The organism is Streptomyces sp. NPDC002055, assembly GCF_040296705.1.
Taxonomy (GTDB): domain Bacteria; phylum Actinomycetota; class Actinomycetes; order Streptomycetales; family Streptomycetaceae; genus Streptomyces.
On sequence record NZ_JBEOXS010000011.1, the window covers coordinates 1 to 14,555 of the forward strand.

Genomic DNA, 14,555 nt, shown 5'->3' on the forward strand with positions numbered 1-14,555 from the left:
CCACCGGCGGGAGGGGGCGGGGCCGCAGGGGTGGGGGTTCCGGAAGCTTCCGTGTATTTGTGGCCCCCAGGGCCGTAAATATACGTTCCGGAACCCCCACCCCGCAGGCCCCGGCCCCCGGCCCAGACCCCCACCCCGCGCGGCACGGCCCCGCTCACCCGCACCGGACCCCCGCCGACCCCGCGGCCCCGGTCCGGCCCCCGCCCGGCTCACCGCACGGCCAGCCGCTCCCCAGTCGCCGCGTCCACCACCGTGCGGTCCCCGACCGCGTTCCGCAGCCGCACCGTGACCGGGTCGACGAGCAACTGGTCCGTGCAGACGTCGACGTCCTTCGGCTTCTCCCAGCCCGCCACCACGACGAGCCGGTCCGTCTCGCGCACCCGGGCGCCCCAGTCCGAGACGCACGCCCCGTGGCCCACCCGGAGCGTGAGCGCCGGCCCCGCCGCGCCGCTCGGGTGCTCGGCAGCCTCCAGCGGGAGCAGATCGGCATGGCGCCCGGGCACCGGGCCCACGTCCGGCCAGTCGCGTGCGATCCGGTCGGCCCGGGCCTCGAAGCGGGCGCCGCCCGCAGGCGCGGCCGGATCGCCGCTGCCGCAGCCCGCCGTCCCCACGGCCAGCGCCAGCAGCGCGGCCGCCGCCACCGCAGCCGATCGCATCGTTCCCTCCCGCCGCCGGGGTGACGGACCGCTGTCCTGCCGCGCGCGGCCCGGTGCCGGCGGGCCCCGACGGGAGCCGCCCCGACCGCCGGGGCATCGACACCCTGCCGTCCCGCCCGGGAGCCGGCTGAGCGGCCCGAGCCGGGCCCGTCGTCAGACCGCGTAGACCCGTTCGACGAACTCCGCCATCATGGCGTCCGGGATGTTCCGGGCGAGATTGGCCTCGCTGATCATGCCGATCAGCCGGTGGCCGTCCCGTACGTCGATCACCGGCAACCGCTTGATCTGGTGGGTCTCCATCATCTCCAGGGCCTCGGTGATGGAGGCGTCCGCATCCGTCCAGAACAGCTGCCCGGCGAACGCACCGGCCCGCACGCTCCCCGGGGACATCCCCTCGGCGACACAGCGGACGGCGATGTCCCGGTCGGTGATCATGCCCTTGAGCCGGTTGTCCTCACCGCAGATGGGGATGCACCCCACGTCGAGATCGCGCATCATGCGTGCGGCGTCGAGGAGCGTCTCGTTCTCCCCGACGCACTGCGTGCCCTGGTGCATGACGTCGCGGGCCCTCATGGACTCTGTCGTGGCCATGGCTCGTCCTTCCCTTCGGTGCGCTCCTTCTCCGCCAGATCCTTGAACTGGCGGAGGTCGTTCCGTACGAGTCGTTCGATCGCACTGGCCTGCGCGAATCCCTTCGGCCCGCCGAATTCCTCTTTGACCGTGTCCGGGTCGTACTCCACCCGGACCTGGATCCGGGTGTGCTCGGGGTCGAGCGGCAGGACGGAGAAGGTGCCCGCCAGATGCGGGGCGCCGTTCATGGTGCGCCACATCATCAGCCGCCCCTGGCCGCGGTCGAGTATCTCGGCGTCGAGCTCGTAGACCCGGTCCCCGGCGTGGATGTCCAGGTGTGCCCGGTGCCTGCCCTCCGTCCGCGCCTCCCGGACCCCGCCCACGAACCGCGGGTAGTCCTCGACACGGTGCAGACGCTCCCAGGCCACCCGCGCGGGGACGTCGATGTCGATCTGCTCTTCGAGCGTGCTCATCGGAGACCTCCAACCTGCTATCCAGGTTGCTCCGCCCCGGCAGGGGACGCGAATCGGCCCCGGGCCGCGGAACCCCGGTGGAGAGCGGGGACGCCGCACCGGTACGGAGGTCAGGTGTCGCAGTCGAGCACCGTGCGGCACAGCCCGCAGCGCGCCCGCATCCGGCCGCGGACGGGCACCCGGATGCGCTGCAGACAGGTGGGGCAGGGGAAGGTCACCCGCAGCGGGGAACCGCCCTCGAAGCGGTAGCCGCCACCGGGCGGGTGCGCGGCCCGCCCGCCGTGACCGTGCGGCGGCGGAACGGGCCGGCCGCCCTGGGCCGCCCGGCGCTCCCGGGCGTACCGGAGCCGCCCGGCCCAGCCGCCGGCGGTCAGCGGGGGCTGCTCCTCGTCGTGGCGGGCCGGCGCGCGGCCGGCGGTGTACGCGGTGTACGCCTGCGGGCTGGTGAACCAGGGCGACGGGTCCTCCCCGAAGACCCGGGCCCGCTTGGCCAGGACGTACCCGAACTCCTCCGGCGTGAGATACCCCAGCTTCTGCGAGGTGACGGCGTCCTCGCGGAAGGCGTCCAGCAGCAGCCAGCCCGCCCCGAGGTAGGCGGCGGCGGTGTCCGTCAGGATCTCGTTGTCGCGCGTGCCGGGGAACGACAGGTCCAGGCGGTGCAGATAGATGTGCATCACCTCATGGGCGAGGGCCGCGCCGATGTCCTCGCGGTGGTCCCGGAACCGGCTGTTGAGCTCGACGAAGTACTCCGGCCCGGCGGTGAGTTCGACGTTCGCGGCATGGTGCATGTCGCGGAAGCTCACGATGATCCGCGCTTCCGGCAGGCGCAGATGCTGCACCATCGCGCGGGCCACCCGCTGGGCGCCGAGGTGCAGGTCGTCGGCGTCGGCGAAGGCCACCTCGGCCGGCGGCACACTCGCGGCGAAGCTGTGCACCGTGTCGGGGGAGAGCCGCTGGTAGAGCGCGGTGATGGCCGACCGCACGGTCTCGATGTGCGGAAAGCCGTGCACCACGTCGCTGCCCGTTCCCGTGCCCACAGGTCAACTGTACGGTCGGCCGGCTCATAGCGGACGGAACGCGGCGCCGGGCGGGATTGGCCTGAAATAGCCCTCAGAAATGGCTTATTGGCGGCTCTTGTTGCGTACGTCACTCTCTCCTCATAATCCAAGGGCGCGTCTTGTGGACTCATCCCCCAGGGTCCGGAACGCCTGCGGTGTGCTGCCGTCACCCAACGGAACCCCTTCGGCGGTCCCTTCCGGATTCCTGAATTGGCATGAGCCTGCCAAGAGTGCGGGAGACCCCCCACGAAAGGACTTCCGTTGAAGACCCTCGCCAGATCCCTGAAGAGATGCCTCGCCGCCGGCGCCGTACTGCTGGCCGCCTTCACCCTCCAGCCGGGCACCGCCCAGGCCCGGCCCGCCACCACAACCGCCACCCCGCCCGTCGTCGGCGGCACCCGCGCCGCCCAGGGCGAATTCCCCTGGATGGTGCGCCTGTCCATGGGGTGCGGCGGCGCCCTCTACACCAAGACCATCGTGCTGACCGCCGCCCACTGCGTGAACGGCTCCGGCAGCAACAGCAGCATCACCGCCACCGCCGGCGTCGTCGACCTCCAGGCCGCCGGCGCCATCAAGGTCAAGTCCACCCGGGTCCTCCAGGCCCCCGGCTACAACGGCACCGGCAAGGACTGGGCGCTGATCAAGCTCGCCCGGCCCATCGACCTGCCCACCCTGCCCATCGCCCGCACCACCGCCTACGACCAGGGCGACTTCACCGTCGCCGGCTGGGGCGCGGCCCGTGAGGGCGGCGGCCAGCAGCGCTACCTCCTCAAGGCCACCGTGCCCTTCGTCGACGACACCACCTGCCGGAGCGCCTACTCCGACCTGGTCCCCGGCGAGGAGATCTGCGCCGGGTTCATGGACCAGGGCGGGGTCGACACCTGCCAGGGCGACTCCGGCGGCCCCATGTTCCGCAGGGACGGATCCGGCGCCTGGATCCAGGTCGGCATAGTCAGCTGGGGCGAGGGCTGCGCCCGGCCCGGCAAGCCCGGCGTCTACACCCAGGTGAGCCGCTTCGCGGCGGACATCGCGGCCGGTGCGAGCCAGCTCGGCGGCTGACCAGCGCGCAAGCCCCGGGGAGACCCACCGGCGGGAGCCCCTGAGAAGTGCCACCGAGAGACGTCAGGGGAGCGGCCGACCACCGCGGGGAAACGACCGGCGCCCGTGCCGAGCACGGGCGCCGGTTCGTGTCCGCGGCCGGCGCACAGCGTCCGCTTCACCCCCGGCCGCCGCTACCGGGTCGCGTTCCGCTACGAGAACGAGGCGGCGGGCCGGTACGCGTGGGTCACCGCCGTCGAGCTTCCGGAGACGCGGGAACGCGACCGCATGCCGCTCCCGTCGCGACCTCTCCCGCCGCCCTGGAGCACGAGTTCACCGCACCCCGCCGAGGGCGACGCCCGGGTCGGGCTCCGCACGACCGGCGACAGCGATACCGCCGGATTCGCCCTGGACGGCTTCACCGTCGACGAACCCGGGTACCACCCAGGTGCCTCGGGCCGGTCCGCTCCTCGTCGCGGACCGGCCCACGGTCCGGCGGACGCCCTCTGGCGGGCAGCCGGTCCGGGCGGGAGGACCAGCGGCCGGAGCGGGACCCGGGGCGGGGGAGCGTGCCCTGTACCGGACCTCGTCCCCGGGAGGACCGCACCGTGGCCGGGCGACAAAGGGAGGAGGACGCTCCTGTTACCGTGACCGCAGGTACCTCCGCCGTGACGCGCAACCGGGAGACCCGCTCGATGACCGATCAGTCCGTGAACAGCTCCCCGCTCGACGACGAAGCCGTCCGGGCCGAACTCGAGCGGTTGCGCAACAGCATCGACAACATCGATGCGGCCGTCGTCCACATGCTGGCCGAGCGCTTCAAGTGCACCCAGCAGGTCGGCCGCCTCAAGGCCACGCATGAGCTGCCTCCGGCCGACCCCGCGCGCGAGGCACGGCAGATCGCCCGTCTCCGCGAACTCGCCGAGAGCGCCAAGCTCGATCCGGCCTTCGCCGAGAAGCTGCTCAATTTCATCATCGCGGAGGTCATCCGCCACCACGAGACGATCGCCCGCGGCTAGCTGTATCGATCACGAGCGTTGTTGCCCGCGCGGACGGCGCGACCGCCGGCTCGTGATCAATGCACCTGGCTGACCCGGCTGCCGGAGGTGAGCGGCCGGTCCGCCCCGGATGCGCCGAGGGCATGGGCCAGAGCGACGATGTCGTCCGCGACGAGGTCGACGCCGTCGGGCGGTCCGACGGGGTCGGCGTCCGGCCCCCACTCCAGTGGGCGCGGGACATAGGCGGTGCGCAGCCCCGCCCGGGCCGCCGCTTCGAGGTCGTCCGGGTGGCAGGCGACCATGAGCAGCCGCCGCGGCTCCACCGCGAGCAGTTCGGCCGCCGTGCGGTAGATCCGCGGGTCGGGCTTGTAGGACCTGGCGAGTTCGGCCGACAGGATGCAGTCGAAGCGGAGTCCGGCCTGTTTGGTGAGGCGCGCGAGCAGACCGACACCTCCGTTGGACAGGGACGCGGTGACCACCCGGGTGCGATGCAGCATCTCCAGGCCGACGGGAGCGTCCGGCCAGGGGCGCAGCCGGTGCCAGGCCCGGACCAGTTCGTCCCGCTCCGCCTCGCCGAGCCGGTCCAGCCTGTGTGCGGTCAGCACCTCGTCGAGCACGAGACGGTGCAGATCGTCCAGCGGTATCCAGGGCATCTCTCCGGACAGGATCCGTCCCAGGGCCGGGTGGTAGCCGCGCCGCCAGGAGTCCGTGACGGCGGGCCAGTCGGCGCGCAGCCCGGCCCGGCCGCCGACGCCGGCCAGCTCGCGGCTCACGCTCGACCGCCAGTCGGTCAGCGTCCCGAACACATCGAACACTGCGGCATCAACGTCCATGAGCCGTCCCCATCCCTCGATCGTCCCCTCAACCGTGTCCCGGCGTCCTTCCACCCTCATGGACGGAGACCGGGGCCGACAGGTTTCGTCGGCTGTGCGGCGGACCGTCGTGCGGCGGACCGTCGTGCGGAGGCGCGTCGCGGTACCGGACGACGAGGGGGCCGCGGGCTCACTGCGGGACCGGACGAAGACCCGGTCTGCGGCTCACCACCGCCCGCGCCCCTCGCGGACGCCCCGCGCCCCGCGCCCCTCGCGGACGCTCCGCGGACGGCGCGGCCACCGGCCCGGCCACCGGCGAGGCCATGGCAACCCCGCTGCACCGCCCACCGGCCATGCGGCAGCATGTCAGCCATGTCCGTACTGACACGCGACGAAGCGCAGATCCGCGCCCGCATACTCGAAGTCCACCGCTACACCCTCGACCTCGATCTGACGCGCGGCGACGAGCTGTTCGGCTCGACCACCGTCCTGCGCTTCACCGCGCGCGAGGCCGCGGACACCTTCGTCGAGCTGCGCCCCGCCGTGCTCCACCGCGCGGTGCTCGACGGGCAGGAGCTCGACCCGGCCGGCCTCGCCGACGGGCGGCTGCCGCTCACCGGGCTCACCGCGGGCGACCACGAGCTGCGCGTCGAGGCCGACATGCGCTACTCCCGCACCGGGGAGGGCATGCACCGCTTCACCGACCCGGCCGACGGCGAGACGTACCTGTACTCCATGTGCGGCATGGCCGAGGCGCCGGCCGTCTTCGCCGCCTTCGACCAGCCCGACCTCAAGGCCGTCTTCGAGCTCGCCGTCACCGCGCCCCCGGCCTGGACGGTGCTCGGCAACGGCATCGCCGGCCGCCCCGCCGAGGGCCGCTGGACGTTCACCCCCACCCCGCCGCTCAGCACCTACCTGCTGGCGCTCGCCGCCGGGCCGTACCACTCGGTCCGGGCCGAACACCGCGGGCTGCCGCTCGGCCTCCACGTACGGCGGTCGCTCGCCCCCCACCTCGACGCCGACGCCGACGAACTCCTGGACGTCACCCGCCGCTGCTTCGACCGCTACCAGGACATCTTCGACGAGCCCTACCCGTTCGACTCCTACGACCAGGCCTTCGTCCCGGAGTTCAACTTCGGCGCCATGGAGAACCCCGGACTCGTCCTCTTCCGCGACGAGTTCATCCACCGCTCCGCCGTCACCGACACCGAGCGGCAGACCCGGGCCATGGTGATCGCCCACGAGATGGCCCACATGTGGTTCGGCAACCTGGTGACCCTCACCTGGTGGGACGACATCTGGCTGAACGAGTCCTTCGCCGAGTACCTGGGCTTCCAGATCCTCACCGAGGCCACCTCCTACACCGGGACCTGGACCGACTTCGCGGTCACCCGCAAGAGCTGGGGCTACGACGCCGACCAGCGCCCCTCCACCCACCCCGTCGCACCCGAACCCGACGCCGTCCCGGACACCGTCGCCGCGCAGCTCAACTTCGACGGCATCTCCTACGCCAAGGGCGCCGCCGCCCTCCGACAGCTCGTCGCCTGGCTCGGCGAGAAGGTCTTCCTCAGCGGCATCAACGACCACTTCGCCCGCCACCGCTTCGGCAACGCCACCCTGGCCGACTTCATCGACTCGCTGTCCCGCGCCTCCGGCCGGGACGTCCGGGCCTGGGCCGACCGCTGGCTGCGCACCACCGGCATCGACACCCTCACCCCCGCGGTCGAGGCGGACGGCAGCGACTGGCGGCTGGCGGTCCGGCACAGCGGCAGCCGGCCGCACCGGATCACCGTCGGCGCCTACGGGCACGCCCCCGCCGACCCGGGCCGGCTCGTGCTCCGGGACCGCTTCGAACTCGACGTCCCGAAGGACGGCGACCCAGCTCCGCTCACCTTCGCCGGCCCCCGCCCGGACCTGCTCCTCCTCAACGACCAGGACCTCGGCTACACCAAGATCCGCCTCGACCCCGGCTCCTGGGAGACGGCCGTCCGGTCCCTCTCCGGGCTGCCCGACCCGCTCGGCCGGGCGGTGCTCTGGAACGCCGCCCGCGACATGGTCCGCGACGGCGAACTGCCGCACGCCGCCTACCTCGACGCGGCCCGCACCCACCTGCCCCGGGAGACCGACACCGCGATCGTCCAGGGCGTGCTGGCCTTCGCCCGCACCTGGATCGCCGACCGCTTCCTCCCTCCGGAGGACCGCCCCGCCGCGCTGACCGCCCTCACCCGGATCTGCCGGGACCTGATCCGGCTCACCGAGGACGGATCGGCGCCCGGGCTGCGGCTCACCGCCGTCCGCACCTTCATCGACAGCTCCGTCGACCCCGAGCCCCTGCGCGACTGGCTGACCGCGGGCGCCGTCCCCGGCAGCCCCGAACTCGACCCCCAGCTGCGCTGGCGGATCCACGGCAGGCTGGCCGTCCTCGGCGCGGCGACCCCGGCGGACATCGACGCCGAACTCGACCGGGACCCCGGCGCCACCGGCCGGGAAGGGGCCGCCCGCTGCCGGGCCGCGCTCCCGGACCCGCAGGCCAAGGAAAAGGCCTGGGCGGCCATGTTCGACAGCGACGAGCTGTCCACCTACCTGGTCGCGGCCACCGCCGACGGCTTCTGGCACCCCGAACAGCGCGACCTCCTGCGGGACTACGTGCCCCGCTGGTTCCCCGCCGCGGTGGCCGCCGCCGAACGCCGCGGCCCCGCCGTCGCCGACGCCCTGGGCCGCCACGGCTTCCCGGCCGTGGTGGCCGACGCGGAGACGCTGCGGCTGGGGGAGAAGCACCTCGCCGCCGCCCGGCCCGTCCCGGCGCTGCACCGCAAGCTGACCGACCTCCTCGACGACCTGCGGCGCGCCCTGCGCGTCCGGGACGGGGCCGCCACTCCCCGCTGACCTGCCGGAACACGCTGGAGGGGGGGGGACCCGGTCCGGGTCCCCCTGCGACCACACTGCGGATTCAGCCCGTCACTCCAGGAATTCGGCAGGCGCCATTCCGGACTCCCGTGCTTGACCATGACACCGTGTGAGGCGCTGGACTCGGAGGCACCATGTTCACCATCGGAGACTTCGCCCGCCACGGCCGCGTATCGGTCCGCATGCTGCGCCACTACGACGCGATCGGACTGCTGGCCCCCGCCCGCGTCGACCCCGCCACCGGCTACCGCTTCTACACCGCCGCCCAGCTCGCCCGGCTCAACCGCATCATCGCCGTCAAGGACCTCGGCTTCACCCTTCAGCAGGTGCGGGCCATCCTCGACGAAGAGGTCGGAGCCGAGGAGCTGCGCGGCATGTTGCGGCTGCGCAAGGCGGAGCTCGAGGAGGCGATGGCCGCCGCCGCGGCGCGACTGGCCCAGGTCGAGGCGAGGCTCCGGTCCATCGAGAGCGAGGGACACATGCCCGCCGACGACATCGTGCTCAAGAGCGCCCCCCCGGTGCGGGTCGCCGAGCTCACCGGCACCGCCGCGAGCTACGGGCCCCAGGACATCGGCCCCGTCATCCAGCCCCTCTACGAGGAGCTCTGCCGTCGCCTGGCCGCCGCGGGGGTGACCCCCTCCGGGCCCGGCATCGCCTACTACGAGGACTCCCCGGACGGCGAGGGCACGATCGTCGTCCACGCCGGGCTGACCGTCACCGGCGACCCGGGCGGCGGCCACGGCTTCGCCGTCGTCGACCTGCCCGCCATCGGCAGCGCCGCCACCATCGTGCACCGCGGCTCCCTGCAGGGTGTGATGCCGACGGCCCAGACCCTGGCCCGCTGGATCGACACCAACGGCTACCGCTCCGCCGGATACGCACGCGAGGTCTACCTCGAATGCCCGGAGGACATCGACGCGTGGGTGACCGAACTCCAGGAACCGGTCACACCCGCCTGAACCAGACGCCCCACCGCCTGAACCACACGCCCTCGTGGCGCGTAACTCGCTGTGGAGTCCACACCCCTGACGGTGCGTCCGGCCCGCTCCCCACGAGCGGCCGGACCACCGTTCTCCTTCGCCACCCGGGGAGCCCTCGCAGCCCGCCCCCGAGGCACACCCCCACAGCTGCCCCGCCGCGCCCCGTCCTCTACCAGCCGACGTAATCCGACGTCCAAGCCCCGGACAGCAGTCCCCCTTTCGAGTCCGATCACCGTGCTCGGCCGGGCTTCTTCCGCCATGCTTGCTCAGAATCGAGTGCGCCCGGCCGACGCACCCGGTGCGCCCGAACGCCCCACCACCCGAGGGACACACCATGCCCACGCCCCCCGACGGCACCCCCCTCACGCCGCTCGCCGGAGGCACCGACGGCCCACGGCAGCTCCGCCCCCTCCTGGACACCGTCCTGGAAGCGCTCGCGTCCGGCACCACCGCCCGCGGCGGCCCCTTCCCCTCCGGCGGCCCCGCCACGGTCGCCCACCGGATAAGGACCGCGGCCGAACCGCTCATCCCCGAGAACGGCGTCGGCTCCCACCCCGCGCTCCGGACCCTCGTCCACGCCCTCGCCGAAGGCGCCGCCGACCCGGCCGACCCGCACTGCGCGGCCCACCTGCACTGCCCGCCGCTCGCCGTCGCCGCGGCCGCCGAACTCGCCGCCGCCGCACTCAACCCCTCCATGGACTCCTGGGACCAGGCCCCCGCCGCCTCCACCCTCGAATCCCTCGTCTGCCGCGGACTGGCCACCGAGGTGTTCCCGCACGGCGCCGCCCCCGACGCGCTCGTCACCACCGGCGGCACCGAGTCCAACCAGCTCGCCCTGCTGATCACCCGGGAACTCACCCGCGAGCGCGGGCCCCTCCAGGTCGTCTGCGGAGCCAACGCCCACCACAGCGTGCGCCGCGCCGCCTGGCTCCTCGGCCTGCCCCGGCCCGTCGTCCTCCCCACCCCCGCCGGCATCCTCAGCCCCACCGCCCTCGACGCCGCCCTCGGCGGGCTGAACGGCCCCGCACTCGCCATCGCCACCGCGGGCACCACCGACACCGGCGAGATCGACCCGCTGCCCCAGCTCGCCGACGTCTGCGCCGCCCACGGCACCCGGTTCCACGTCGACGCCGCCTACGGCGGGCCGCTCCTCTTCAGCCACACCCTGCGCAACCGGCTCGACGGCCTCTCCCGCGCCGACTCCGTCACCCTCGACCTGCACAAACTCGGCTGGCAGCCGGTCGCCGCCGGCCTCCTCACCGTCCCCGACGCCGCCGTGCTCGCCACCCTGGACCACCAGGAGGACTACCTCAACGCCCCCGACGACACCGAGGCCGGCATCCCCGACCTCCTCGGCCGCTCCCTGCGCACCACCCGGCGCCCCGACATCCTCAAGATGGCCGTCACCCTGCGCGCCCTCGGCCGCACCGGGCTCGCCGAACTCGTCGACCACACCTGCGCCGCCGCCCAGCGCCTCGCCGACCTCGTCGAGGCCCGCCCCGGCTTCGTCCTCTACGAGCGGCCGACCCTCAGCACCGTCCTCTTCCGGCCCGACGGGGCAACCGACGAGCAGGTGGCCGCCGCCCGCCGCAGCCTGCTCACCGAGGGCCGCGTCGTCCTCGGCCGCGCCCACGCCACCGACCACCGGGACGGCACCGAACGGCTCTGGTTCAAGGCCACCGTCCTCAACCCGCACACCCGGCCGCCCGACCTGGAGGCCCTGCTCAAGATCGTGGAAGGAAGCACCGCGAGATGACCACCGAGAACGATCAGCCCCTGGACCTGGTGGGCATCGGCATCGGCCCGTGCAACCTCTCCCTGGCCGCCCTCGCCCACGGCGTGCCCGGCCTGCGCACCGCCTTCTACGACCAGCGGCCGTCCTTCCGGTGGCATCCCGGCCTGCTCATCGAGGGCGCCACCCTCCAAGTGCCGTTCCTGGCCGACCTCGTCACCATCGCCGACCCCGCCAGCCCCTGGTCGTTCCTCAACTACCTCAAGACCCGCGAGCGGCTCTTCCCCTTCTACTTCGCCGAGCGCTTCCACATCCAGCGCGCCGAGTACGACGCCTACTGCCGCTGGGTCAGCGAACAGCTCCCCGGACTCCACTTCGGCCACCACGTCGACGCCGTCCGCCGGGACCCCGAACGCGGCCTGTTCGAAGTCGACTTCACCCAGCTCGGCCCGGACGGCGAAGCCGAGGCCCTGGGCCGCACCTACGCCCGCAACCTCGTCCTCGGCATCGGCACCACCCCCTACGTCCCCGAGCCGCTGCGCCCGCTCACCGACGCCCCGGACGTCCCCGTCGTCCACTCCTCCGACTACCTCGCCCACCGGGACCGGCTGCTCCGCGGCGACCACCTCACGGTGATCGGCGCCGGCCAGTCCGGTGCCGAGGTCTTCCTCGACCTGCTGCGGGCCCGCCCCGCCGGGCGCGAGCGGCTGACCTGGCTGGCCCGGACCCCCGCCTTCGCGCCCATGGAGTACAGCAAGCTGGGCCTGGAGCAGTTCACCCCCGACTACGCCCGCTTCTTCCACGGCCTCGCGCAGCCGGTGCGGGACGAGCTGCTGCCGCGGCAGTGGCAGCTCCACAAGGGAATCGACCACGAGACCCTCGCCGCCATCCACGACGAGCTGTACCGGCGCACCCTGCATGGCGGCTGGCCGGACGCCGTCCTCACCCCGGGCGTCTCCGTGCGCACCGCCGGACGCGTCGCCACCACCCAGGTCGAGCTCCACCTGGAACACGGACAGCAGGGCACCCGCAGCCGGCTCACCACCGACGGCGTCGTCCTGGCCACGGGCTACCGGGAGAGCCGCCTCGACACGGTCCTCGGCCCGCTGGACGCCTCTGTGCACCGGGACGCCGCCGGGCGGCCGCAGATCGACGAGCAGTACCGGCTCGTCCTGGACCGCGGCGTGCAGGGCTCGGTCCACGTGCAGAACGCCGAGCGGCACACCCACGGCGTCGGCGCCCCCGACCTCGGCCTGATGGCCTGGCGCAGCGCCGTCATCCTCAACTCGCTCCTCGGCAGGACGGCCTACCCGCTGCCGTCCCGCACCGCGTTCACCACCTTCGGCCTGACCCCGGGGCCGGGCAGCGGGCAGGTGCCCGACCAGCGCGGCCGGCTCGTCCGCACCCGGGCCTGACCGCACCGCGGGGCCGCCCGGCAGGGTGGCACGCGGGGCGCCGGGAGCCCCGGGGCGGAATCACCCCGGGGCCCCGGCCATCGGCCGCCGTCAGAAGACCGGGGTGCCGTCCCGGGTCAGCCGCCAGTCCACCGAGGCGAACCGCGCGCCGTCGATGGTGCCCTTCGCCTTCACCCAGGCGATGATCGTGTTGCGGATCTCGTCGGAGTTCGCCCACAGCTGCCGCGCCTTGGCGATGTGCGGGAAGTTGCCGCCGCCGCTCGCCCGGTAGTTGTTCACCGCCAGCACGAACTGCGCCTTCTCGTCCAGCGGCCTGCCGTCGTAGGTCAGCTTGCCGATCCGGGAGCCCGGCTCCCGGGCGATGTCGATCTCGTAGCCCAGGCCGCTGATCACGTCGTAGTTGTAGTCCGGGGTGTTCCCGGCGTTGGTCAGCTTCGCCGGGTCCACCTCGCCACCGGCCGGGGTGGTGACGTAGTACCGCGCCGAGAACTCCAGGTACTCCTTGAGCTGGGCGCCGGTCAGCAGCCGCGCCTCCAGGGTGTTCTCGAACGGGTACAGCCCGGCGACCTCGCGGATCGTGACCTTCCCCGCCGGGATCGCCGCCGTGCGGGAGAAGCACGAGGCCTGGGAGAGCACGGGCAGCGCCGCGTGCTCGGTGCCGGCGAGGGCCGCCTTCACCGTCTCCGCCTGGACGTGGTTGATGAAGTCGAGGATCGGGACATCCTTGTACGGGGCCTCGGCCGCGGCCATCGCGGCGGTGGAGGTGCCGATCACCTGGTTCACATACCGCACCACCTTCGCCTGCTCGTCACCGAGCAGCCGGGTGATCCTCGGGTCCTCGGCGGCGGCGTTGGAGTTCAGCACCTTCGCGGCGACCGACTCCACGGCCCAGCGGCCCTTCCGCCACACCAGACCGAAGTCGAAGAGCGTCAGCCGCTGGCCCCACTTCAGCGGCTCGGACAGCACGACCTCCCGGCCGGTCTCCTTGTTGGTGACCCGGTACTCGGGGATCTCGGTGTGCGCGTGGCCGACGAGGATCGCGTCGATGCCCGGCACCTGCTCGGCGACGAGCGCCGCCGCGTTCTCGATGTGCGGCAGCTGGTCGCCGTACGAGGAGGTGCCGCTGCTGCCCGAGTGCGCGGACACGATCACCACATCGGCGCCCATCGACCGCAGCCGCGGCACGTACTTCGCCGCCTGCTCCTCCAGCCCCGGGAAGGTCATCTTCCCCTGTACGTTGGCCTTGTCCCAGATCGCGATCCCGGGGTTGGTGAGCCCCAGGACGGCGACCTTCACGGTGCGGCCGCACGGGGTGCGCAGCCGGGTCATCCAGTACGGCGGGAACGCGGGGGCCCCGGTCCGCGCGTCGAGCGCGTTGGCGCCGAGCAGCGGGAAGTCGCACTGCTCCTCGAACTTCCGCAGCACCGGAATGCCGTAGTTGAACTCGTGGTTGCCCAGCGCCGCCGCGTCGTACCCGATGGCGTTCATGGCCTGCGCCATGGGGTGGACCGGGCCGCCCGCGCCGGTGATCGGGTCGACCTTGGCGTAGTAGTAGGAGAGTTGGGTGCCCTGGATGGTGTCGCCCGCGTCGATCAGCAGGGTGTTGGACCGGCCCTTCTCCCTGCGGACCTGCTCCACCAGGGTGGAGATCTTGGCGAGGCCGACGTCGTTGTGGTCCTTGTCGTCGAACTCCTTGTCCGTGAAGTAGTCCCAGTTGAAGACGTTGCCGTGCAGATCGGTGGTGCCCATGACGGTGAAGGAGTACCGCTGCGGGGGACGGCCGTGGCCGTGGCCCCGCGCCTCCGCGGGCACGGCGGTGCCCGCGAGGGCGACCCCCGCTCCGGTCGCCGCGGTGCGGCCCAGGAACTTCCTTCGGTCGATCGACATCTACGGGCTCCTTGTTCAGCTGTGTGCGC

12 protein-coding genes are annotated in these 14,555 nt (G+C 73.1%); 6 read left to right on the forward strand and 6 right to left on the reverse strand.

Going from position 1 to position 14,555, the window contains the following annotated elements; translation table 11 throughout:
• Nucleotides 1–209: 209 nt before the first annotated feature.
• The 4 genes from ABT112_RS08785 to ABT112_RS08800 form a co-directional block, all read right to left on the reverse strand.
• Nucleotides 210–656 (reverse strand): hypothetical protein, encoded by a 447-nt coding sequence (locus ABT112_RS08785; RefSeq protein ID WP_351507115.1) that lies wholly within the window; start codon nt 654–656, stop codon nt 210–212.
• Between the two features lie 153 nt (nt 657–809).
• The gene (locus ABT112_RS08790; RefSeq protein ID WP_351507117.1) at nt 810–1,247 is read right to left on the reverse strand and encodes a CBS domain-containing protein; all 438 of its coding nucleotides are present in this window, start codon (nt 1,245–1,247) and stop codon (nt 810–812) included.
• Nucleotides 1,226–1,699 carry an SRPBCC family protein gene (locus tag ABT112_RS08795; protein WP_351507119.1) on the reverse strand — a complete coding sequence of 158 codons (474 nt, stop codon included), beginning with the start codon at nt 1,697–1,699 and terminating at the stop codon, nt 1,226–1,228. The genes ABT112_RS08790 and ABT112_RS08795 overlap by 22 nt, the downstream gene beginning before the upstream one ends.
• A 110-nt stretch (nt 1,700–1,809) precedes the next feature.
• Nucleotides 1,810–2,736, reverse strand: coding sequence for a hypothetical protein (locus ABT112_RS08800; RefSeq protein WP_351507121.1), 927 nt, complete (start codon nt 2,734–2,736; stop codon nt 1,810–1,812).
• Nucleotides 2,737–3,018: 282 nt separating this feature from the next.
• Between ABT112_RS08800 and ABT112_RS08805 the strand changes: the two genes are divergently transcribed.
• Together ABT112_RS08805 and ABT112_RS08810 are read left to right on the forward strand one after the other, a co-directional pair.
• The gene (locus tag ABT112_RS08805; RefSeq protein ID WP_351507123.1) at nt 3,019–3,816 is read left to right on the forward strand and encodes a S1 family peptidase; all 798 of its coding nucleotides are present in this window, start codon (nt 3,019–3,021) and stop codon (nt 3,814–3,816) included.
• A gap of 674 nt (nt 3,817–4,490) precedes the next feature.
• Complete coding sequence (locus ABT112_RS08810; protein ID WP_351507127.1) at nt 4,491–4,814, forward strand: chorismate mutase; 324 nt, start codon at nt 4,491–4,493, stop codon at nt 4,812–4,814.
• Between the two features lie 56 nt (nt 4,815–4,870).
• On the opposite strand, the gene ABT112_RS08815 is transcribed toward ABT112_RS08810, so the two are convergent.
• Complete coding sequence (locus ABT112_RS08815) at nt 4,871–5,626, reverse strand: haloacid dehalogenase type II (protein ID WP_351507129.1); 756 nt, start codon at nt 5,624–5,626, stop codon at nt 4,871–4,873.
• 351 nt (nt 5,627–5,977) lie between these two features.
• Here ABT112_RS08815 and pepN point away from each other — a divergent pair, with 351 nt between their 5' ends.
• From pepN to ABT112_RS08835, 4 genes are all read left to right on the forward strand, one after another.
• Entirely contained in the window at nt 5,978–8,491 is a 2,514-nt protein-coding gene (gene pepN, locus ABT112_RS08820; RefSeq protein ID WP_351507131.1) for an aminopeptidase N, read from the forward strand.
• A 155-nt stretch (nt 8,492–8,646) separates the two neighbouring features.
• A complete protein-coding gene (locus ABT112_RS08825) occupies nt 8,647–9,471 on the forward strand; it encodes a MerR family transcriptional regulator (RefSeq protein ID WP_351507133.1) in 825 nt (274 codons plus the stop codon).
• 355 nt (nt 9,472–9,826) lie between these two features.
• The gene (locus tag ABT112_RS08830) at nt 9,827–11,248 is read left to right on the forward strand and encodes a pyridoxal phosphate-dependent decarboxylase family protein (RefSeq protein ID WP_351507134.1); all 1,422 of its coding nucleotides are present in this window, start codon (nt 9,827–9,829) and stop codon (nt 11,246–11,248) included.
• Complete coding sequence (locus ABT112_RS08835; RefSeq protein WP_351507136.1) at nt 11,245–12,639, forward strand: lysine N(6)-hydroxylase/L-ornithine N(5)-oxygenase family protein; 1,395 nt, start codon at nt 11,245–11,247, stop codon at nt 12,637–12,639. The genes ABT112_RS08830 and ABT112_RS08835 overlap by 4 nt, the downstream gene beginning before the upstream one ends.
• Before the next feature lie 90 nt (nt 12,640–12,729).
• Here ABT112_RS08835 and ABT112_RS08840 read toward each other — a convergent pair whose 3' ends face one another.
• Nucleotides 12,730–14,526 carry a bifunctional metallophosphatase/5'-nucleotidase gene (locus ABT112_RS08840; protein WP_351507139.1) on the reverse strand — a complete coding sequence of 599 codons (1,797 nt, stop codon included), beginning with the start codon at nt 14,524–14,526 and terminating at the stop codon, nt 12,730–12,732.
• Between the last annotated feature and the right edge of the window lie 29 nt (nt 14,527–14,555).

Bases quoted from the DNA above. Each gene is read 5' to 3' on its own strand.
- ABT112_RS08785 (WP_351507115.1), bottom strand. From the start codon at position 656: ATGCGATCGGCTGCGGTGGCGGCGGCCGCGCTGCTGGCGCTGGCCGTG.
- ABT112_RS08790 (WP_351507117.1), bottom strand. From the start codon at position 1,247: ATGGCCACGACAGAGTCCATGAGGGCCCGCGACGTCATGCACCAGGGC.
- ABT112_RS08795 (WP_351507119.1), bottom strand. From the start codon at position 1,699: ATGAGCACGCTCGAAGAGCAGATCGACATCGACGTCCCCGCGCGGGTG.
- ABT112_RS08810 (WP_351507127.1), top strand. From the start codon at position 4,491: ATGACCGATCAGTCCGTGAACAGCTCCCCGCTCGACGACGAAGCCGTC.
- ABT112_RS08815 (WP_351507129.1), bottom strand. From the start codon at position 5,626: ATGGACGTTGATGCCGCAGTGTTCGATGTGTTCGGGACGCTGACCGAC.
- pepN (WP_351507131.1), top strand. From the start codon at position 5,978: ATGTCCGTACTGACACGCGACGAAGCGCAGATCCGCGCCCGCATACTC.
- ABT112_RS08825 (WP_351507133.1), top strand. From the start codon at position 8,647: ATGTTCACCATCGGAGACTTCGCCCGCCACGGCCGCGTATCGGTCCGC.
- ABT112_RS08830 (WP_351507134.1), top strand. From the start codon at position 9,827: ATGCCCACGCCCCCCGACGGCACCCCCCTCACGCCGCTCGCCGGAGGC.
- ABT112_RS08835 (WP_351507136.1), top strand. From the start codon at position 11,245: ATGACCACCGAGAACGATCAGCCCCTGGACCTGGTGGGCATCGGCATC.
- ABT112_RS08840 (WP_351507139.1), bottom strand. From the start codon at position 14,526: ATGTCGATCGACCGAAGGAAGTTCCTGGGCCGCACCGCGGCGACCGGA.